Origin of the sequence: Halalkalibacterium halodurans (assembly GCF_004376175.1) — a bacterium.
Lineage (GTDB): Bacteria > Bacillota > Bacilli > Bacillales > Bacillaceae_D > Halalkalibacterium > Halalkalibacterium halodurans.
Genome location: NZ_SNUY01000050.1, coordinates 1 through 18,876 on the forward strand (window position 1 = coordinate 1; position 18,876 = coordinate 18,876).

Here is an 18,876-nt window from a genome sequence, read left to right on the forward strand (position 1 = left end):
CTGAGCCCTATTCAGCTATCGGCGAAGCGAACTCTTGACAAACCGAACTTGCCAATGGTTTAAAATGGAAAAAGTCAAGGGTTTATTTAGCATGCCTTCTTTTGTTCCCTTCGCCCTTGATTGACCTTTGAATAAACCATTGGTGTGTTTGTCAAGAGCGATAGCGTGGCATTTCCACCTAATAAATGGTAGGTAGTATGAACCGTGCTAGTTTTTCATAGAACTTTTGACACTACCATTTACTTCGATATCCGTACTATTTTCACTGTAGCAAAATCTTTTTCCCGTTTCCATTTGTATGTCTATTTACTTATTCTTAAGCAGCTTCATGAAAAGAAATGAATAAGAAAAAAGCATGAATGGTAAGCCACCCATGCTTAATAAGGTTTAGGATGATACATGCCCAAGAAACAAGGCACCATAAAGGAGTGAACCGGCAATGACAAAAGCAGGGTGCACCTTCCACTTTTCCATCAGCAGGAAGCTTCCACCTGCCAATAGAACCGTTTGCCATGTGCCAGCACCTTCCCATGAGGTAACGAAAAATTCAATTGCGAGCACCCCTAAAAGAACACCGATGGTTGGCTTTACGAATGAAGTCATCTTTTTCACTTTCGGTGAATCTTTGAACTTATAAAGAATGCCGAGTAAAAACACCATGGCAATTAGCGATGGGGCGACAGTGGCAAACAGCGCGATGGTTGCCCCGAACACACCACCTACTTCATATCCGATATATCCGGCCATTTTTGTCGCAATTGGACCGGGAAGGGCATTACCAATCGCTAACAGCTCACCAAACTCCGAGACAGTCATCCACCCGTACCGATCGACGACCTCCATTTGGATGAGCGGAATCGATGCTGGCCCTCCTCCGTAGCCGACGATATTTGGAATAAAAAAAGCTAAGAAAATTTCCCAATAAATCATATGATCGCTCCTATACCGTTTGCTTCTGCTTTTCTTTTCGGTTCGTTTTCGATTTGTCGCTTCGGCTGACAAGGGCATAGATTAGCAAGCCTGCAATGATCACCGCAGGATGGACGCCAACCCATTCATATAAAACGAGGCTTACGATTCCGATTACCAATGTCCCTGTCCAGCCGAGTCCCTTTTTTGACTGTTTAAAAAACGAATACGTTAACGTGAGTAACATCACGCCTACGACCGGGGTTACCGCTTGAGTCATTCCTAGAACGACTCGGGACTCTCGAAATTGGCTGAGGAGCCCGATCAAGCCAATCAACAAGACTACGGTTGGCAAAATGGTCGCGAGCACCCCGTTTACCATACCGCTCCAGCCCCCGATTCGATAGCCAATATATCCGGCCATTTTCGTATTGATCGGCCCTGGCAATGTATTTCCTAGCGCGAGAACATCGGCAAATTCATCATCGGTCATCCACTTATAGCGTTCGACGACCTCTTTATGGACAAGGGGAATGGTTGATGGCCCCCCTCCGTACCCAAGCATGCCCGAACGGAAAAAAGCAATGAAAATATCGCGTTGTAACGACCAGTCCATACACTTACCCCTTTCCTTCTTTACATAATCAACATGACAGCGAACCATTCGTTTTATATAATAAATACAGGACTCCAAGTAAGTTGGTGAAATGGATGAAAATTGATGCAACCGATCAAAAAATATTAGAGCTCTTAACAGAAAATGGCCGCATGTCCTATGTGGACATCGCAAAGGAATTAGGCCTTTCACGAGTGGCCATTCGCGAACGTATCCATCAGTTAAAAGAAGCAGGTGTGATCGAAAAGTTCAGCGTTGTCATTAACTCCGATAAAGTGGGTAAAAAAGTTTCTGCCTTCTTTGAAGTGGATTGTGAACCAACCTCTCTCGTGAAAGTAGCCGAAACCTTAGCGGAAAATCCAAAGGTCGCCAGCTGTTATCAAATGACTGGACCGAGCACCTTACATATGCACGTACTCGTCGAGGATTTTGACCAGCTTGAGTATTTCATTAATGAAGAATTATACGCTCTTCAAGGAATTACCCGAGTAGAAAGCCACATTTTATTGCGCCGGTTTAAAAGCCGTACAGGCTTAAAACTCTAGAAAACGTATCGCTGAACGAGTCGTTCAGCGATTTTATCTTTCTCCACATATCATCCTAAATGGCTATCAATACGTTGACTCCTTCCACTTGTTCAGCTTAACAAGCGGTGAGTATTATTACCACGCAGCCACTTGCCCATCGGTTCGCGGTTCTGTTCCCCCTGCTAACACACCGGTCGTCGGGTCACGCCAAATGATTTGCCCTCGTCCGAACGCACCTTCATCTAGAACCACTTGAATCTTGTGTCCTTTTCGCACAAGAGCCTGAGCAATATCGACCGGAAACGTCGGTTCCACTTGTACCTGTTTCCCGTTTGTCCATTGCCAACGAGGAGCATCAAGCGCCGCTTGAGGATTTAACCCAAAATCAATCGTATTCATCATCACTTGCATATGGCCTTGCGGCTGCATAAATCCACCCATGACACCGAACGGGCCAATCGGCTGATCATCTTTTGTTAAAAACCCTGGGATAATCGTATGGTATGTACGCTTTCCAGGCTTAAGCGCATTATCATGGTTCGGATCAAGTGAAAAATTGTGACCGCGATTTTGCATCGCGATCCCTGTACCTGGAACAACGACACCTGAACCGAAGCCCATATAGTTGGATTGAATAAATGACACCATATTTCCGTCGCCATCAGCCGTCGCTAAATATACCGTTCCCCCTCGAGGTGGAGTCCCCGGCTCAGGGATAAGCGCCTGCTCACCGATTTCCTTCCTCCGCTCAGTCGCGTATTCATCTGAGAGCAATTGCTCAACTGAAACCGACATATCGCTCGGCTCGGTGACATATTTCATCCCATCAACGAAGGCAAGCTTCATCGCTTCAATCTGCTTATGATACGTGTCCACTGTATCCTTATGATAAAATTCAAACCCTTTCACAATGTTTAAAGCCTCTAATGCGACAAGGCCTTGCCCATTTGGCGGGATTTCCCACACACGGTAGCCTCGGTAGTCAATGGAAATAGGCTCTACCCACTCTGGGCGATAACATGCTAGATCTTCCTTCGTTAAATACCCGCCATGCTTATCAAAAAAAGCATGAATTTGGTCTGCTAACTCCCCACGGTAAAATGACTCCCCATTCGACTCAGCGATACTTCGCAGCGTGTCCGCATGACCTTGTGAGCGCCATACTTCCCCAACTCTCGGTGCCCTTCCTTTAGGGGCGAACGTGTCGAACCATGGTTGATAAACGTCGTCAGTCCACTCTGTTTTAAATCGGTCATAGGCTGCTTTCCAATACTTTGCAAGTGTCGGAGTCACAGGATAGCCTTCCTCCGCATAACGAATCGCAGGAGCGAGTGAAGCGGCAAGCGGCAAGTTTCCATACATTTTGGCTAGCTCCGCCCAAGCACCTGGTGCACCAGGTACCGTTACAGGAATGACACCGTACGGGGGGAGTTCCTGTTCATATCCTTTTGCCTTTACCGCTTCCATCGTTAAAGACATTGGTGCTCTGCCGCTTCCGTTTAGACCGTGAAGCTTTCCTTTCGTCCATACGAGCGCGAACGCATCAGAGCCGATTCCATTCGATGTAGGCTCTAACACCGTTAAGACAGTAGCAGTGGCAATAGCTGCATCAATAGCATTCCCTCCTGCCTTTAGAATATCTAGCCCCGCTTGTGCAGCAAGAGGCTGAGAGGTGGCCACCATTCCATTTTTGGCGTAAACGACATTTCTCCGTGATGGATAAGGATACGATTGGGGGTCAAACATCACACTCACACGACCAGCTCCCTTTTTAAAAAGTAATAGAAAACAGATAAAAAATTTCATTTGTACATTAATAGTTCGTTAATAATGACATGATGTATGTTTTTTATTATAAATGATGTTTTTTTGTAAGTCTATCGTAAAGCTATAAGAAAAGAAGTATGAAAGGAACGCTGGTAAAAGCAGAAAAAGCCTCCACTTTCCATTACGATGGGAGGCATCCATTGGCATTACGTGTGTAAATGAATATATTCACCTGGCCCAAGGGGAAGCCCAAGCAAATACCAGACAGTAAAGAGGATAATCCAAATGACAGCAAAGGCGATGGAGTACGGAAGAAGCGAAGACATAAACGTACCAATGCCGATTTTAGGATCATATTTTTTGGCGAAGGTTAAAGCAATCGCAAAGTATGGCAACATCGGTGTAATCGGGTTGGTAATCGAATCTCCTACACGGTACGCCGCTTGCGTAAACGCTGGACTGTATTCAAGGAGCATGAACATAGGGACGAACACCGGTGCAAGAATGGCCCATTTGGCTGACGCGCTGGCCACCATTAAGTTGATGAGAGCGGCAATGACGATAAAACCAAGCAGCAACGGTAAACCAGTAAATCCAATCGTTTGTAAAAAGTTCGCCCCTTTTATTGCCACGATCGGACCAAGTTGACTCCAATTAAAAAAGGCGATCATTTGCGCGGCGACAAAGGCAATCACAATATAGGTGCCCATATTTGACATTGACTTCGCTAAATGGTCCGCAACGTCCTTCGATGACGTGAAAACCTTGGCAACAAATCCATACACGAGGGCTGGCACTAAGAAAAACACCATCATGATAGGAACAATTCCAGTCATAAAAGGAGAAACGGTCAATGATCCCGTTTCAGGGTCACGCAAGAGAGCCTGTTCTGGCACCGTTAAAAACAAGAAGACTACAGCAAGAATGACAACGGAAATCCCAGCCCAACGCAATCCCTTTTTCTCTTCTTTTGTTACCCCTGTTATTTCTTCTACCTCTCCAGTGTAAGTACCTAAACGGGGCTCAACAATTTTTGTCGTCACCCATACGGCAACAGGAACGAGTACGAGGCATGAGGCGACAAGGAAATAGTAGTTCATCGCTGGATTGGCCACATAATCAGGATCAATCATTTGTGCTCCTGTCTGTGTGAACCCTGCCACGAGCGAGTCTAGCATGCTCAAAATTAAATTGGCGCTAAATCCACCAGCAACAGAAGCATAAGCGGCAGCTAGTCCAGCGAGGGGGGGCCGTCCAAGGGCAATCCTTCAATGCTTATTCATGGGCGAATTCCCTACTATTTCCGCCATTATAAATGAATGAAAAATGAAATCCAATATAATTTTTATAAAAATTGAAATATTTCGTTATATTTCTTTACATTTATTGCAGAAAACCTGCATGTTTATTAAAGTTGTCCGTGGAAATACCAATTGAGGAATTAGTAGCAACCGAGAAAAAGAATGACAAGAGCCTAAGAACCGATTGAGAGCCCCTGCGCTATACATTTTGGTTAAACTTCTTCCTTAAAAAAAGCATCCACAGAGTCAACAGACTCTCTAGATGCTTTTTTTAACTTGGGCTTGTTATTGGAAAAGCTTGCGCAGCATTTTCAATGACAGCTTACTCTCTTTGTATCGAATCGGGAGATCCACACTTGTTGGTTGCTTTAACACACTTTTCCGATGAGAGAACGTGTAGAAGCTCTCTTCTCCATGGTATGCACCCATTCCACTCTCACCAACGCCGCCAAACGGTAAATACGGGGTTGCTAAATGCATGACTGTATCATTAATACATCCGCCACCAAAGGAAAGAGAATGGATTAGTTTCTCCTCTGTTTCCTTTGATTCGGTAAACAGATAAAGGGCAAGGGGATGCGGCCTCTCACGCACTTTTTCAATCACTTCATCTAGTTCAGAAAAGGAAAACACCGGTAGGATAGGGCCGAATATTTCATCTTCCATTACTGGACTTTCCCATGAAACATTCGTTAAAACGGTTGGGGCTATGAACCGTTTATTGCGCTCATGCTGCCCACCGATGACCACATCTCCATCTTGCAAAAATCGGATGAGTCGCGCAAAATGACGATCACTGACGATCGTTGGATAGTCGCCTCTGTCGATCTTACGTTGAAAAAGCGTTTTTATTTCTGTTTGCAGCGCCTTTAAAAAGTCCTCTTTTTTTGAGTCATGTACGAGGACATAATCTGGGGCAACACACGTTTGTCCCGCATTCAAAAATTTCCCCCATGCTATTCTTTTCGCCGTCACAGCGATCTGCGCGTCTTCGCACACAATCGCTGGGCTTTTGCCACCAAGCTCTAAAGTGACAGGCGTTAAATGACGAGAAGCAGCTTTCATTACATGTTTCCCAACACCGACACTTCCTGTGAAAAAGATATAGTCCATCTTCTCCGCTAAAAGGGCTTGACTCGTTTCCACTCCCCCTTCCACTGAACAAACGTATTCTTCAGGGAATGTGTTTTCGATCATTTTGGTGATGACGCCAGAAGTAGCAGGTGTTAATTCAGATGGCTTCACGATTGCACAATTTCCTGCTGCAATAGCACCAATCAGCGGATTAATCGCTAGCTGCAAGGGGTAGTTCCATGGGGCGATAATGAGCACGACCCCATAAGGCTCATAATGGATGTACCCTTTTGAGCCAACGTGGGTCAGCGGTGTTTTCACTTTTTTTCGCTTCATCCAAGTCGGTAAATGCTTTAACATAAACGTGATCTCGTGATAAAGGGGGCCAAGCTCCGTTAAAAACGCCTCTGACGTCGATTTATTTAAATCTTCTTTTAAGGCGGCAAGCAATTCGTTTTCATAGTCTAGGAGCGCTTTTTTTAGTTTTTTTAACATGTTCATGCGAAATGAAAGCTCTTTTGTTTCGTTCGTATGAAAATATCTCCGCTGCATTTGAACTTTTTCCTTCATTACAACAACCTCCAAAGTTTTCGATTACTTGAGAAATAGCACGTGTCCTTGCTGGACTAAAAAGACAAGTAAAAGGAGGAGCCCCCCAGCCAATAGCAATTCCACAATGGCCCCGCGATAAACTTTTCCGACCTGCTGTTGCATCGGTTCGATTCGGTCACTTAATTCGTATAAAAATGGGCGTCGCGCCAAAAAACGAAAGGGTCGGTTGATGACAAGCTTGATCGAATGTGGAATCTCCTCTTTTTCTTATACCATACTAGATCGATCGATGCCCGTGACGACGGCAGCAAATAACGCTCGACCGGCTTCCCGAGTAAACTTTCACGATAACCATCCTCTTGGCGAATATCGTCCTCGTAGTTTAAGAGACATTCTTGAACTAGCGAACGGAGGGTATTTATCTGACCATTCGGAATAACATACAAAGCACTTCGATACCTTTTTATAATCAAAAGGACGGTTACGAAAAGAAGCAGGCAAATATGAAAAATAACACTTGCACGATCTGGATATAAAACAAAACCTTGAAAGCTGATCGGAAGAATAAATACGAAATCTAAGATCGGGGAATCTTCCTTAATGATTCCTGTTCTACGTAAATTTTTTACCCCGCGAAACATAAAAACAATCATACCAATGATCAGAACAACTACAATGATTCCGGCGTTCATTATGTACTACCTCTCCTATCTTCTGTCACTGAACTCATTTGACTTGCTTTAAGAATTCATCCTCTTAACAACCTCAACTCATCTTCGTCCATTTTATTCCTACCCCCTCATATTGTAAATGAAAATCATCTAATCAGACGGCTAGTACTTTTGGATAATCTGCCCCTAGCTTCTATACGAACAAAAGTAATCTCATGTTCCATTTCACCCTTAAAGAAAGCTCGACGATTGCAAAGCCTTATTTTCAGAAACCAGTTCAAAGTGCATGAAAAAATCAGAGTAGACAAACGCTCTACCCTGATCTCAATCCGTTTAGCTAGTTTTTTGAATGACAATCGCGTCATTTTGAAATTCAACTATCCAAATCAATCGTTTCGTTTTTCTTTTAATTTTTACTTATCTTATTTTCTCCCGTAATCGGCCTTAATTTCCCCCCACTTATCGGTCTGCCATTTTAAGATGGGCGTTTCATATGTATGAGTGTTTAGCCACTCCTCCGCTTCATCTACAAGCTTCCAAATAAGCGCTGTTTCTTCATTGCGCACGAGGGTCGATTTTGCTTTTTTATCCTTCACCCATTTGATTGCCGTCTGGGAATCAGAATAGATCGGCTTACGACTGTTCCGTTCCTTAAGGTAACGAAGCCCGTGAACGATCGCGAGAAACTCACCCATATTGTTTGTCCCGATCGGAATCGGCTCTCGTTCAAAAAGGACTTCTCCCGTTTTCGTATCAACGCCTTTATATTCCACAATTCCGGGATTCCCTTGGCTGCCAACATCTACAGACAGGCTCTCCCAAATAATCTCCTCTTTTGCAAGCTTCGGTGTTGCCTCTTCTCCTCTAAAAGCAGCCTCTGCTTCTTCCTTGGAAGGATAGGATTTGAATTTGGCGCCGGTATATCCTTTTACTTGAGCTTCACATGCAGACCAGCTCGTATAAATGCCGGGCTTCCGTCCATTCCATACCACATAGTATTTTGACTTTGCCATCTTTCCACCTCATTTATGAATAACCGTTGTCTATTTACAAATAGTAACAATGATCAAGTCAATTGACAATGGAAGAGGTGACAACTGTGAAAAAACGTTCCCCGCAAAAAGACAAAGCGATGACAAACAATAAGACACCGACCGAATCCATGTTTAATGAAAACGTTGCGAGTGAAATGGTGGACAACGGCTCAAACCGAGCAAACGCAAAAGGCAAAAAATAACCAAAGCCTGTGCCCTCATATGAATAAAGGCACAGGCTCTCGTATACAATCTAGTAATAAAGGAGAGACTGCTAGAAAAGGAGGAGAACAATGATGGATGTCAACATTAATCCAAAGCGTCAAGTCTCACAAGTAGGCGATATGGTTTCTACGGAAAACGATCATCTGTACGTGATTGTGAAAGATGAAGATGAACGGGCATTTCCATACCATCTCGTATGCTTACGTACATTCACGGTCATCCAATCGTACGACGAGCTACCGACAGACGACGAATTGGAAGAAGATATTGGTGAAACCATTTCTGCTGTTTTCAGCCATCATGATGCAAACATAACGTTGGACGAACGCTAGCTATTTCCGTTTTGACTTAATCGTGCCGCTCGCTCGAATTTTCGTTGCATTTGCTTTAGCCGCCACGATAACGCAATCGCACATGAAGCCAGCCCTGTAATGAGACCGATCCAATAGCCATACGGACCGAGTGGCGAAAAGTTAGCTAAAAGATATCCGGTCGGTAGTCCGATAATCCAAAAAGACACAAGCGCCATCACAAACGGAACATTCACATCCTTATGTCCACGTAACACGCCTTGGATCGGTGTAGCTAGAGCATCCGATAATTGAAAAAAGATCGAGTAGATCAAAAACTGCTGAATAAGCCAAGCGACTTGGGAATCATTCGTGTACAAGGAAGCGACGGGGGCACGTAGGACATAAATAATGACACCAGCAACAAGCCCCATGATCAAGGCAAAGGTAATTCCGAGCCTGCTATATTGACGCGCATCCTCCACTCGCTTCGCTCCTACTTCGTAGCCGACAGCGATCGTTAAAGTAAATGCAATACTTAACGGAATCATATACAAAAAGGACGCAAAATTAACCGCGGCTTGATGGGCGGCGATCGTTGCCGTATCAAACGTACTCATAAGCAGCGTAACGGCCGCAAAAATACTTGTCTCAAAAAAGATCGTAAACCCAATGGGTAGCCCTAGTAGCAATATTTCCTTCCACTTTTTCAACGAAACGTGGTACAGCTTCTTAAACAGTTGAAAATCGGTAAACGGACGGACTTTAACAACGACTACAATCGCGACAGCTAAAATAAACCAATACGTAATCGCCGAAGCGTAGCCTGCTCCTACACCGCCTAAACGGGGAAACCCTAATTTTCCGAAAATCAACACATAGTTAAAAAAGATATTGATTGGTAGAGATAAAAGGGTAATAAACATCGTCACCCGTGTCTCCCCGAGGGAGTCAATGAGACAACGAATGGTTGTATATATAAAAAGGGGCACGATCCCAAACGCGAGCCCGATTAAATACTCCTTCGCAATTCGGCCAACTTCATCTTCTAATGACATCGCGGACAAAATCGGATCGAGCACGACAGCCCCAATCAAAATCACCGCGATAGAGATCGCTATCGATAAGTAAAGTCCTTGCAAAAACACATATGGAACATCATCTCGTTTTTCAGCGCCAATGCTTTGAGCAATGATTGGCGTCAATGCTAGCAAAACACCATTTAAACCAGTGAATACAGGAACCCACAAACTAGAGCCAATCGCAACCCCTGCCAAGTCATTGGCACCTGCTTGCCCCGACATAACCGTATCAAAAAAATTCATTGCATAGAGCCCGATTTGCGTAATTAAGATCGGCATCATCACAACGAGAAATAGCTTCCCTTTCTCTTGTAATGTTTCTGTCGGTTTCATCGGTTTCACCCCCGCTAGTAAATGGTTACCCGAATGATTATATCACGCTTTTTAGGAAATGGAAGAAAATTTGTTTCGTCATCCTAAGGACTTAACATGAAAAAAGAACCCATGCGTCTTTTCACATGAGCCCATTTATAGTACTAAAAGAAACGCTCTGTTAACTTGTGGCGGTAGCGACGAAAGCTACTTGAGGAACTCCATTTTCGTTGCTCCATAAGTTGGTTGTAGCGGAGCGTTTTTTCGCTGAGCTTTTTCTTCAGCTTCACCTCTTCATCTGGATCAACACATGCTTCCACTAACTGCTTTAGCTGGATGATTTCCTTTTGGACTTCTACTTCCTTCGGGACAAATCCAGCATTTTTTAAGATTTTATAGCTTAGTCTAAGCTCCTCGGGAACCCCTTGATCTTCTTCAAACGTCAACGGCTTTCCTTTTCCTTCAAGATCATCAAAGGCTCCTTCCTTTATTGCCTTTTGGATTCGTTCCTCTGCCAGACGACTAGCAAAATCCATACTCCTCGCCACCTTTTTTCGTTTAAAGATCGACTTTCATATCCGCATCTGATTGACGCTTTTGAGCCGATTTCGCTGACCTTGACCAAATGCTCACAAGGACAGGTCCTGAAATGTTATGCCATACAGAAAAGATCGCGCTCGGCAATGCGGCCAACGGTGAAAAATGATTACCTGCCAATGCTGCTCCTAAGCCTGAGTTTTGCATGCCAACTTCAATCGAAATCGCCCGCCGTGTCGATTCATCCAAGCCAACAAATTTCGCTGTCAAATAGCCAAGCAACAACCCGAAAACATTATGCAACATCACCGCTAAAAACAGCAAGGCCGCGCCCGACATTAAATTGGCTTGATTTGCGCCAACAACCGCTGAAACGATCGCCATAATCGCTACAATGGAGACCAACGGTAAGACGGCTGTGCTCTTATCAACGGCATTTGGAGCCATTTTTCGTACGAATAAACCGAGAGCAATTGGTACAATGATCATTTGCAAAATAGATACGAACATCGCCTTAGCATCAATGGGTAACCACTGCCCTGCTAAAAGAAGCAAAATAAAAGGGGTTACGATCGGTGCAAGCATGGTCGAAACGGACGTCATCGCAACCGATGCAGCAACATTTCCTTTCGCAAGGTAAACCATTACATTTGAAGCAGTACCACCAGGACATGCCCCGACTAAAACAAGGCCTGCCGCCAGCTCCGGTGGTAAGTTAAAAGCATAGGCTAGAGCGAATGCTACGAGGGGCATGATGACAAATTGCGCAAGCACTCCGACTAATACAGGAATCGGCTTTTGCAACACAATACGAAAGTCACTGAGTTTCAATGTCAGCCCCATCCCAAACATGATCACACCAAGCAAAATCGTAATGTGTGGAGTGATCCAAGTAAAATGATCTGGTGATAAAAAAGCAACAAAACTAATGATGATCACAAAAAACGCAAAATATTTACTGAAAAATTGACTCACTTTCGCTAACATCTCCATCGTCTTCTCCCCATATACATTTGTTTTTTTATACAATATTTCCACTATTCTACCTCTTCCTCCCTTTCCATTTCAACCACTTCATCTTGGAAGAAGTGAATCTGTTAGAAAAGGTTAACTTACCGCCAACTCTTACTTTGGGAAGCAGTCATTTTTCCTTAATCTTTAACCGTTGATGCAGGTAAACTTTCTTAAAGTGAAAAACCTAACCCGATAAGCTCTGAGTTAGGTCAAGTCGTATTCATCTAAACGAGCAAAGGTATACCCTTTTTCGATCAATAACGGGATGGCTGCTTTTACTCCTGCTGCCGTTCCACTCGCTGGCTGATTCATATGCATTAACACAATTGCCCCAGGCTCGGCGTTCAGTAACGCTGCCTTTACTTGCTCCGCTGTAAACGTTGCACCTGCATCTCCGAGTACAGAATAATTGACGACCTCTACTCCAAGGGCATTGGCGATTTCAACGGCCACTTCATCATAAAACGCTGTGCCTGAACGAAACAGCCTCGTCGACCGGCCTGTTAGTTGATAAATCCGTTGTTGGTTGTTTGTAATCTCTTTAACTACTTCCTCTGGAGACTTAGTCCCTTCGATGTTCCATGCGTTCCGTCCATTAACTGATAATGGTTTATGAGCAGACCCGTGATTTTCAATTTGAAATAGAGGATTGTTCGCCAGGGAAAGAAACACGTCTTCATTTTCATCAATCCATCGTTCGTTTACAAACAGCGTCGCTGGAATTTCCTTCTCTTGTAAGTAAGCCAGTAGCTCCTCATCAAATTGACTACCGTGCGGGCCACCGCAAGCATCGAGCGTTAACGCGATTACTTGCTCCTTCGTATCCAGCTTTGTTTTCACGCCTGTGACGTTTTCTCCCCATTCCGTCGGATCGTGTCTAAAGTTCGATAAATCGATGTCAGGTACCGTCCACTCTCCACCATCTTCCTCTTCGTCGTCCCATTCTTCTATTGGCTTTTCGCTCACAATGGTTTCAGGATCTTCCCCTTGACCCCCACATCCATATAAACTTGCCCCCAAGAAAAGTAAAACACAACCAATTAGTCGTTTCATATCAATCGTTGACCCCTTTTCCTTATCTCCCTCCTATCATACCCAAATGAGGCCAAATACACGATAAATAACGATACGAAAGAGACTAATTTATATGGGGTTGATTGTTTCAAAAATCACTCGCTTGCCGCGAGCAAGGCTTCAGCTAATCGGGGGAAATCGCCCCGATGGAATTTCAGCTCTTGCTTTTCCCGCAGGCGTCTCGTGATTTTGACCATCAACTTGGAAACGTCAGTCTAGTTAAACGTTCCACAAAAAGGGTACCACAAGGCCAATCAAACAACAGATGAGCCCATGAAGCAAACAGAAAAAAGCTCGAATCATTTTATTTTGATGATCCGAACTTTTTTATTACATTTGGCTAGTTTTGTCTCAGCCTTTCATTGTGCATTTATTGTGTTGCACGTCCAGCATGTACTAATCCATTGCCATAAAGGCTAGGAGAACCTAGATACGTTGCTGTTTGATTAATACGCTGGCGAATTTGGTTGTTCGTATAGCTAGGATATCTGCTCTTCACAAGTGCAGCAACTCCAGCAACGTGTGGTGTTGCCATAGATGTTCCAGAAAGCGATACGTAACGATTGCCTGTGTACGTGCTGTTTACGTTGACACCAGGTGCAGAAATTTCAATTTCTGGGCCATACGTAGAGAAGCTTGCGCGTTGACCATTTTGATCAACTGCTGCAACCGCCATAACACCAGAGTATCTAGCAGGATAGTTAACTCCTTGTCTACCCGTATTACCTGCTGCCCCTACTAAGAGAATACCAGCATTGTTTGCTCGGTTGACAGCTAACTCTAACGTGCTAGAACCACTCGTGCTTCCAAGGCTCATATTAATAATGTGCATGTTGTTGTTAATTGCCCATTCGATTCCTTGAGCTACAGAAGCAAGCGAACCACTTCCATTCCGATCAAGAACTTTCACAGCGTACAAGTCAGCCGATGGTGCTACACCAAGCACACCGATTGAATTGTTTAACGCAGCGATTGTACCAGCCACGTGAGTTCCGTGTCCGTTATTGTCATGATAGGAAGGCTCGCTTGAAATAAAGCTCGCTCCCCCTGCAATTCGTAAGTCTGGGTGTGAAGCAATTCCTGTATCAAGGACAGCGACTCGAGCACCGTTACCAAAAATACCGCGGTTGTGCGCTTGCTGCGTATTAATGAATGAAATTCCCCAAGGAACCGTTTGACTGATGGTTACTTCTGCATTCTCTTCGATGGCTTTTACGTTCGGATCTTTCTTTAATTTTTTCAATTCTTTTTTAGTTAGTTCTGCATGAATGACTGGAATCTCTTCAAATTCATGGATGACGTCCACATCATAACTTTCTTCGACACTCTGAGCAGAAACTTCTTCAGGTTCGACGACAATCAAATATTCCTTTTTCTCCTCGCTTGCTGCTGCTGGGTTTGCCATGAAAAGCAATGCCACTGTTGACAAAACCATAACTTTTAGACTTTGTCTCATAAACCATTCAGCCTCCTTTTTATTTTATAAATTTCAGAAATAACATACTTTTCGATCTAGCAGATATTTCAGAAATCTCTTATTATTCAATCTAGCAGATTGCAAAGGAGTCTGTATTTGCCATTTTTGGTGGTTTGTCCACTTCCTATGGTCAATAACCGTCATTATTCTACAAAACTTCCCACTTAGATAAACATATTTATATATCGTTTTTTTTCTTATCCCTTTAACAAGTCTCAACTTTAAAGTATTATCAAATACTATTCCTTGAAAGAAAAACGCCTGCATCCTATGCAGACGTGTTCGCTCCCTATAGCTCGATTTCTTCTTCCTTCGTTTCATACCAGTCATCGAGAACTTTCGCATCAAGAATTTTCGCTTCAATGTAGCTGACTTGCTTCGTCAAAAAGTGCTTTTTCCACTCAATCTCTAAATCTGCAGCAATGCCGACAACTGTCAACAGCTCTTGCCACGCAACATATCGCTTATACCAGAAAAATTGAGGTTGCTCTGACATATATGGATAAAGGTCGTCAAATTCTGTATGCTTACAATCGATGGTTCGTTCAAACTGTGTTTTTGCCGCGAGAAGCTTCTCTTCGAAATACACTTCCATTGATTGTGTTCCCATCGTATCTCCCTCCATTGTGCACTTTGTTGCACTTTATATTTTATCATACCATGTTTTTTACTGATCCTGAACAATGAAACTATGTCGAAATTTTGGAAGCTAACGTGGTCCACCAAGAAGAATATTTAGCCTTCAACAACGCTTCCATCGTTCCATCAAATGTGATCAGAAGCGATGTAGCCGGACCGGACGATTTAGTTAAATCTACATTTCCATTTACCGGAACTTGTAGTGTATTCCATTCATTCGTGGCTGCTAACACCTCTAGCTCATACTTCACACCTTTTGAGCCTACAGGAATAATTTCATAGACGCCTTCTTCCTGTAGAAGTTCATCGAACTGCTTCAGTGGGAAAACATCCTTTTCCTGAGATACCACTTCCTCCCCAACAAGTGGCTTTCCTAATAACGCAATTCCTGCGTCTTTCGGAGTAATGCCTATTTTAAGCGCTGATTGATGAACCCTTCCAATCACTGTCACGCCAAGGCATGATTGCTCTAAGACCATATTCGATTCCGTGCTACCAGTTATTGTGGCTTGGGCTTGGTTTGCTTCTCCTAGCGCCCTGTTGATTCCATCGATCATTTTTTGGTATGGTTCGTCCCCTGAAAAATTTTGTACAAGGAAGGTAAACGGTGTTGCCCCCACACTCATACATTCAAGTAACGCCACTCGAGCCGCGTAGTAACTTACCACTTCATATGGAACGTGGACATGATCTTTCGCCTTTTCTCCAACTCCACCCGATGCGTCTGTTGCCACGACTATTTGTTCTTCCCCTTGCCACGGGATCACTTGAACATCTCGTGTGCCCTTCAATTCATCACCTGCTTTTGTACTCGTTTATAAAAAACGGCTTCGTTGTTCTTTTGTTGGAATTTGGCATTCGTCTCGCTTTCCAAACCATTTGTAGCGATTTCGTGCCACGATCCGATAGATAAAGTCACGCAAAAAGCGCGGAAAGATAACCGCCCATTTTAACCATCGAATCGGAGAGTCTAGCTGCGCTACAATCTTTAAGACAGCATCTGAGCATACAAACGCTTGCCCTTCCATAATAAGGACAACCGAATCAGTGGATCGATCGATGGAGTGCTTCTCTAGCAGCTCTTGGCCGACCTCAGATTGCAAGGAGGCAAATTGAAACGTAGCTTGTGGGTCTCGTTTGATGATGAATTGCACCCAATAGTTGCAAAAGTTGCAAACACCGTCAAACAATATAATTGATGGCAACATTTGATCCCTCATCCTTCTTCCCCCTCTCTCTTCATTATACCACCTTCTACTTGCATCAAACGTTTGACAAAGGAGGGAAGTTCTGTTGCGTGATCCTGTTTATATGGGATAATAAAAGCAGGATGTAAAAGCTCTTAGGAGGGATACGTCGATGCCAGGACCTTACAACGAAATAGATGTAGCGATTTCGTACATCCACAATCACCTGTATGAACCGCTCTCCCTTTCTCATATCGCTTCCTATGTGGGCTATAGCAGTTATCATTTTTCCCGTTTATTTAAAGAAAAAACGGGTCTTTCCCCTCTCTATTATGTTTCTTCCCTCCGGTTGCAAAAAGCCAAGGAGTTGCTGCTAAACACAAACTTAACTGTTCGTGACATCGGGCTTGAAATCGGTCAACAAAGCTTAGGAACGTTCACGACCCGATTTACGAAATGTGTAGGCATGAGCCCTTCTCACTTTCGCGAATCTATGAATCAAGTGAACCATTCGCTCCATTCCTTACAAATGCTTTCGGATTGGCGCACTTCCTTACAATCCATCAGGCCATTTTCTACCGTGACAGGCACGATCGATTCTGAGGCCCCGCTTGAAGGGTTTATCTTAATTGGCCTCTTTTCCAAGCCTATTCCAGAGGGTCTTCCGTTATATGGAAATCTCCTTTCATCAACTGGTGCGTTTTCTTTTATCGGAGTCAAACCCGGAATCTATTATTTAATGGCCACGTCCATTTCATGGTCTATGCAGGCTAAAGATATCCTACTACCTTATACAACGCTACGCGGACGGATTAAAGAGCCGATCATCGTGACTGAGTCCCCTTCCATCCTAGAATACTCCCTGACGCTCCACACACCACGACTTGATGATCCACCTATTTTAATTTCTCTACCACTGCTCATGAAAAATTTTTTAAAAGCACGCATTGCAACATAGCAATTAAGAAGAAATCACACACTGCCATTCTTGCTAAAATGACACTATCATTCATAAAGAGGTGATTTGATGATTTTAACTATGAATCCTTACTTGATGTTAGATGGGGATGGGCAGGCTGCTATCGAATTTTATCAAGATGCATTAAACGCGGAAGTGATAATGATTCAAACGTATGGGGATTTACCTGAGCAACCAGACTCTCCTATGGCATCTGTAAACAAAGACCTGATCCTTCATGCTCATTTAAAGCTAGGTGAGATGGACCTGATGATATCTGACCAATGTCTTGATGTTGATCCTGAACGCTTTCCGCAGCAAAGTGGATCTCCCGTCACTATCGCTCTGACAACGAACAATGTAGAAATGACAACGGAAGTTTTTCAAAAATTAGCTTCAGGAGGAAAAGAAATCGCTCCACTTGAGAAAACATTTTTCAGCCCACTGTATGGTCAAGTAATTGATAAGTTTGGTATCACGTGGCACGTAACAACACAAGAGGAAAGCTCCAACTAGACTGGTTCACAAGATGCACCCCAGCTGCATCACGTCAGCCTCCTTCGGTATCAAAACATGATTGGAAGTGATCGTCCATGAAACCTGTGATTCAATTTGTTGGCGGCCATAACATTGCGCTAAAGATTCCTAAGTTCAAGTATGAAGAAACGGTTCGGTTTTATCACGACATTTTGCGTCTCCCTTACCTAGGTCAAGAACAAGGATCTTATAAATTTCAACTAGTTCCCTCTACCCTATGGCTCGATTGCATGGATAACTACTCGCAACAAGATGTGTGGCTCGAGGTGCAGACAGATGACCTTGAGGTCGCGTCAAATCATTTAAACGAGTGCGGAGTTGACCGAAGAGATGAAGTGGAAATCCATGAAGGTGCAGCCGGTTACTGGATTTCTGATCCGTGTGGCACGATTTTACGGGTGAACCCACAAAGAGAAGGGGGATTAAATGAAGACGATTCTTTTCATTCATTGTGCAGGTTCTCAAAGAAGTGATGACCTTGTCTATTATTTAAAGCAATCCCTCCGTTCGGAACATAACGTAGCGTATCCCGAAATGCCCAATCCGGAAGCACCTGAATACGATCAATGGGTCAAACAAGTAGAGAAAGAGCTTTCGTTCATCGATGGAGAGGTTATCCTTGTCGGCCATTCCCTTGGGGGCGCTGTTCTCGTCAAATATCTCTCAGAAAAATCTCCTCCTCTTCCACAGGTTACAGGGCTGTACCTCATTGCACCTCCCTTTTGGGGCCGGGACGAAGAATGGCAAAACGAGGCGTTTACTATAACAGATCCATCTACACTTCTCTCAATCGACCGAGTCGTTCTTTATCATAGTCGCAGTGACCATGTCGTCCCATCCTCACATCAAACATTTTATAGAGAAATCTTTCCCAACGCTATCATACGCACACTAAACGGGAACGATCATTTCTTTATCGGTGGGTTGCCTGAGCTTGTCGCCGATCTTAAACAAGGTAAATCCTAAGGGTCATGCGCGGAGCATGGCTTTTTTTATGTTATGGACAGAAAATATATTTATTTTGGAAAATACATAAGTAAAACACGCAAACACCTTGCTTAAATCGCGCAATATCACTTATAATTACTTATAA

22 protein-coding genes are annotated in these 18,876 nt (G+C 43.8%); 7 read left to right on the forward strand and 15 right to left on the reverse strand.

Annotated elements, in window-relative coordinates; genetic code table 11:
• Window positions 1-387: 387 nt before the first annotated feature.
• Together E2L07_RS14770 and E2L07_RS14775 are read right to left on the reverse strand one after the other, a co-directional pair.
• Entirely contained in the window at window positions 388-930 is a 543-nt protein-coding gene (locus tag E2L07_RS14770) for a chromate transporter (protein WP_134229945.1), read from the reverse strand.
• A gap of 10 nt (window positions 931-940) precedes the next feature.
• Complete coding sequence (locus E2L07_RS14775; protein ID WP_134229946.1) at window positions 941-1,525, reverse strand: chromate transporter; 585 nt, start codon at window positions 1,523-1,525, stop codon at window positions 941-943.
• A gap of 95 nt (window positions 1,526-1,620) precedes the next feature.
• Between E2L07_RS14775 and E2L07_RS14780 the strand changes: the two genes are divergently transcribed.
• Window positions 1,621-2,070, forward strand: coding sequence for an Lrp/AsnC family transcriptional regulator (locus E2L07_RS14780; RefSeq protein WP_010897041.1), 450 nt, complete (start codon window positions 1,621-1,623; stop codon window positions 2,068-2,070).
• A gap of 117 nt (window positions 2,071-2,187) precedes the next feature.
• On the opposite strand, the gene E2L07_RS14785 is transcribed toward E2L07_RS14780, so the two are convergent.
• The 5 genes from E2L07_RS14785 to rnhA all read right to left on the reverse strand — a co-directional run bounded on the left by E2L07_RS14785 (window position 2,188) and on the right by rnhA (window position 8,430).
• A complete protein-coding gene (locus E2L07_RS14785; RefSeq protein ID WP_208402059.1) occupies window positions 2,188-3,798 on the reverse strand; it encodes a gamma-glutamyltransferase family protein in 1,611 nt (536 codons plus the stop codon).
• Window positions 3,799-4,025: 227 nt separating this feature from the next.
• On the reverse strand, window positions 4,026-5,084 hold the full coding sequence (locus E2L07_RS14790) for an AbgT family transporter (RefSeq protein ID WP_338121500.1): 1,059 nt from the start codon (window positions 5,082-5,084) through the stop codon (window positions 4,026-4,028).
• 321 nt (window positions 5,085-5,405) lie between these two features.
• The gene (locus tag E2L07_RS14795) at window positions 5,406-6,764 is read right to left on the reverse strand and encodes an aldehyde dehydrogenase (protein WP_010897038.1); all 1,359 of its coding nucleotides are present in this window, start codon (window positions 6,762-6,764) and stop codon (window positions 5,406-5,408) included.
• Between the two features lie 161 nt (window positions 6,765-6,925).
• The gene (locus E2L07_RS14800) at window positions 6,926-7,438 is read right to left on the reverse strand and encodes a hypothetical protein (RefSeq protein WP_134229948.1); all 513 of its coding nucleotides are present in this window, start codon (window positions 7,436-7,438) and stop codon (window positions 6,926-6,928) included.
• A gap of 401 nt (window positions 7,439-7,839) precedes the next feature.
• On the reverse strand, window positions 7,840-8,430 hold the full coding sequence (gene rnhA / locus E2L07_RS14805; RefSeq protein ID WP_010897036.1) for a ribonuclease H: 591 nt from the start codon (window positions 8,428-8,430) through the stop codon (window positions 7,840-7,842).
• An 86-nt stretch (window positions 8,431-8,516) separates the two neighbouring features.
• Between rnhA and E2L07_RS20895 the strand changes: the two genes are divergently transcribed.
• Both E2L07_RS20895 and E2L07_RS14810 read left to right on the forward strand, forming a co-directional pair.
• Window positions 8,517-8,654, forward strand: a complete 138-nt coding sequence (locus E2L07_RS20895) for a hypothetical protein (protein ID WP_010897035.1) — start codon at window positions 8,517-8,519, stop codon at window positions 8,652-8,654.
• A 90-nt stretch (window positions 8,655-8,744) separates the two neighbouring features.
• Window positions 8,745-9,008: a hypothetical protein gene (locus E2L07_RS14810; RefSeq protein WP_134229949.1), complete on the forward strand. Its 264-nt coding sequence runs from the start codon at window positions 8,745-8,747 to the stop codon at window positions 9,006-9,008.
• On the opposite strand, the gene E2L07_RS14815 is transcribed toward E2L07_RS14810, so the two are convergent.
• From E2L07_RS14815 to E2L07_RS14850, 8 genes are all read right to left on the reverse strand, one after another.
• Window positions 9,005-10,381: an MATE family efflux transporter gene (locus E2L07_RS14815; protein ID WP_010897033.1), complete on the reverse strand. Its 1,377-nt coding sequence runs from the start codon at window positions 10,379-10,381 to the stop codon at window positions 9,005-9,007. The two genes, E2L07_RS14810 and E2L07_RS14815, sit on opposite strands and share 4 nt — an antisense overlap.
• A 143-nt stretch (window positions 10,382-10,524) precedes the next feature.
• Window positions 10,525-10,896 carry a DnaJ family domain-containing protein gene (locus E2L07_RS14820; RefSeq protein WP_010897032.1) on the reverse strand — a complete coding sequence of 124 codons (372 nt, stop codon included), beginning with the start codon at window positions 10,894-10,896 and terminating at the stop codon, window positions 10,525-10,527.
• Window positions 10,897-10,918: 22 nt separating this feature from the next.
• On the reverse strand, window positions 10,919-11,890 hold the full coding sequence (locus E2L07_RS14825) for a bile acid:sodium symporter family protein (RefSeq protein WP_010897031.1): 972 nt from the start codon (window positions 11,888-11,890) through the stop codon (window positions 10,919-10,921).
• Window positions 11,891-12,115: 225 nt separating this feature from the next.
• The gene (locus tag E2L07_RS14830) at window positions 12,116-12,964 is read right to left on the reverse strand and encodes a polysaccharide deacetylase family protein (protein ID WP_053432557.1); all 849 of its coding nucleotides are present in this window, start codon (window positions 12,962-12,964) and stop codon (window positions 12,116-12,118) included.
• Between the two features lie 391 nt (window positions 12,965-13,355).
• Complete coding sequence (locus E2L07_RS14835) at window positions 13,356-14,441, reverse strand: S8 family peptidase (RefSeq protein ID WP_053432556.1); 1,086 nt, start codon at window positions 14,439-14,441, stop codon at window positions 13,356-13,358.
• Between the two features lie 310 nt (window positions 14,442-14,751).
• Window positions 14,752-15,072: a hypothetical protein gene (locus tag E2L07_RS14840; RefSeq protein WP_010897027.1), complete on the reverse strand. Its 321-nt coding sequence runs from the start codon at window positions 15,070-15,072 to the stop codon at window positions 14,752-14,754.
• Between the two features lie 79 nt (window positions 15,073-15,151).
• Window positions 15,152-15,892, reverse strand: a complete 741-nt coding sequence (locus E2L07_RS14845; RefSeq protein WP_134229950.1) for an AIR synthase related protein — start codon at window positions 15,890-15,892, stop codon at window positions 15,152-15,154.
• 24 nt (window positions 15,893-15,916) lie between these two features.
• Window positions 15,917-16,321, reverse strand: coding sequence for a thiol-disulfide oxidoreductase DCC family protein (locus tag E2L07_RS14850; protein WP_010897025.1), 405 nt, complete (start codon window positions 16,319-16,321; stop codon window positions 15,917-15,919).
• A gap of 139 nt (window positions 16,322-16,460) precedes the next feature.
• Here E2L07_RS14850 and E2L07_RS14855 point away from each other — a divergent pair, with 139 nt between their 5' ends.
• The 4 genes from E2L07_RS14855 to E2L07_RS14870 all read left to right on the forward strand — a co-directional run bounded on the left by E2L07_RS14855 (window position 16,461) and on the right by E2L07_RS14870 (window position 18,749).
• Window positions 16,461-17,246, forward strand: coding sequence for a helix-turn-helix transcriptional regulator (locus tag E2L07_RS14855; RefSeq protein ID WP_134229951.1), 786 nt, complete (start codon window positions 16,461-16,463; stop codon window positions 17,244-17,246).
• A 69-nt stretch (window positions 17,247-17,315) separates the two neighbouring features.
• Window positions 17,316-17,762: a VOC family protein gene (locus tag E2L07_RS14860; protein ID WP_053432553.1), complete on the forward strand. Its 447-nt coding sequence runs from the start codon at window positions 17,316-17,318 to the stop codon at window positions 17,760-17,762.
• 77 nt (window positions 17,763-17,839) lie between these two features.
• Window positions 17,840-18,256 (forward strand): VOC family protein, encoded by a 417-nt coding sequence (locus E2L07_RS14865; protein WP_134229952.1) that lies wholly within the window; start codon window positions 17,840-17,842, stop codon window positions 18,254-18,256.
• Entirely contained in the window at window positions 18,210-18,749 is a 540-nt protein-coding gene (locus tag E2L07_RS14870) for an alpha/beta fold hydrolase (RefSeq protein ID WP_134229953.1), read from the forward strand. Before E2L07_RS14865 ends, E2L07_RS14870 begins: the two co-directional genes overlap by 47 nt.
• The last annotated feature ends 127 nt before the right edge of the window (window positions 18,750-18,876 follow it).

Excerpts from the sequence above, each read along its gene's own strand:
- E2L07_RS14770 (WP_134229945.1), bottom strand. The coding sequence starts at position 930 with ATGATTTATTGGGAAATTTTCTTAGCTTTTTTTATTCCAAATATCGTC.
- E2L07_RS14775 (WP_134229946.1), bottom strand. The coding sequence starts at position 1,525 with ATGGACTGGTCGTTACAACGCGATATTTTCATTGCTTTTTTCCGTTCG.
- E2L07_RS14780 (WP_010897041.1), top strand. The coding sequence starts at position 1,621 with ATGAAAATTGATGCAACCGATCAAAAAATATTAGAGCTCTTAACAGAA.
- E2L07_RS14785 (WP_208402059.1), bottom strand. The coding sequence starts at position 3,798 with ATGTTTGACCCCCAATCGTATCCTTATCCATCACGGAGAAATGTCGTT.
- E2L07_RS14795 (WP_010897038.1), bottom strand. The coding sequence starts at position 6,764 with ATGAAGGAAAAAGTTCAAATGCAGCGGAGATATTTTCATACGAACGAA.
- E2L07_RS14800 (WP_134229948.1), bottom strand. The coding sequence starts at position 7,438 with ATGAACGCCGGAATCATTGTAGTTGTTCTGATCATTGGTATGATTGTT.
- rnhA (WP_010897036.1), bottom strand. The coding sequence starts at position 8,430 with ATGGCAAAGTCAAAATACTATGTGGTATGGAATGGACGGAAGCCCGGC.
- E2L07_RS14810 (WP_134229949.1), top strand. The coding sequence starts at position 8,745 with ATGATGGATGTCAACATTAATCCAAAGCGTCAAGTCTCACAAGTAGGC.
- E2L07_RS14815 (WP_010897033.1), bottom strand. The coding sequence starts at position 10,381 with ATGAAACCGACAGAAACATTACAAGAGAAAGGGAAGCTATTTCTCGTT.
- E2L07_RS14820 (WP_010897032.1), bottom strand. The coding sequence starts at position 10,896 with ATGGATTTTGCTAGTCGTCTGGCAGAGGAACGAATCCAAAAGGCAATA.
- E2L07_RS14825 (WP_010897031.1), bottom strand. The coding sequence starts at position 11,890 with ATGGAGATGTTAGCGAAAGTGAGTCAATTTTTCAGTAAATATTTTGCG.
- E2L07_RS14830 (WP_053432557.1), bottom strand. The coding sequence starts at position 12,964 with ATGAAACGACTAATTGGTTGTGTTTTACTTTTCTTGGGGGCAAGTTTA.
- E2L07_RS14835 (WP_053432556.1), bottom strand. The coding sequence starts at position 14,441 with ATGAGACAAAGTCTAAAAGTTATGGTTTTGTCAACAGTGGCATTGCTT.
- E2L07_RS14840 (WP_010897027.1), bottom strand. The coding sequence starts at position 15,072 with ATGGGAACACAATCAATGGAAGTGTATTTCGAAGAGAAGCTTCTCGCG.
- E2L07_RS14850 (WP_010897025.1), bottom strand. The coding sequence starts at position 16,321 with ATGAGGGATCAAATGTTGCCATCAATTATATTGTTTGACGGTGTTTGC.
- E2L07_RS14855 (WP_134229951.1), top strand. The coding sequence starts at position 16,461 with ATGCCAGGACCTTACAACGAAATAGATGTAGCGATTTCGTACATCCAC.
- E2L07_RS14860 (WP_053432553.1), top strand. The coding sequence starts at position 17,316 with ATGATTTTAACTATGAATCCTTACTTGATGTTAGATGGGGATGGGCAG.
- E2L07_RS14865 (WP_134229952.1), top strand. The coding sequence starts at position 17,840 with ATGAAACCTGTGATTCAATTTGTTGGCGGCCATAACATTGCGCTAAAG.
- E2L07_RS14870 (WP_134229953.1), top strand. The coding sequence starts at position 18,210 with ATGAAGACGATTCTTTTCATTCATTGTGCAGGTTCTCAAAGAAGTGAT.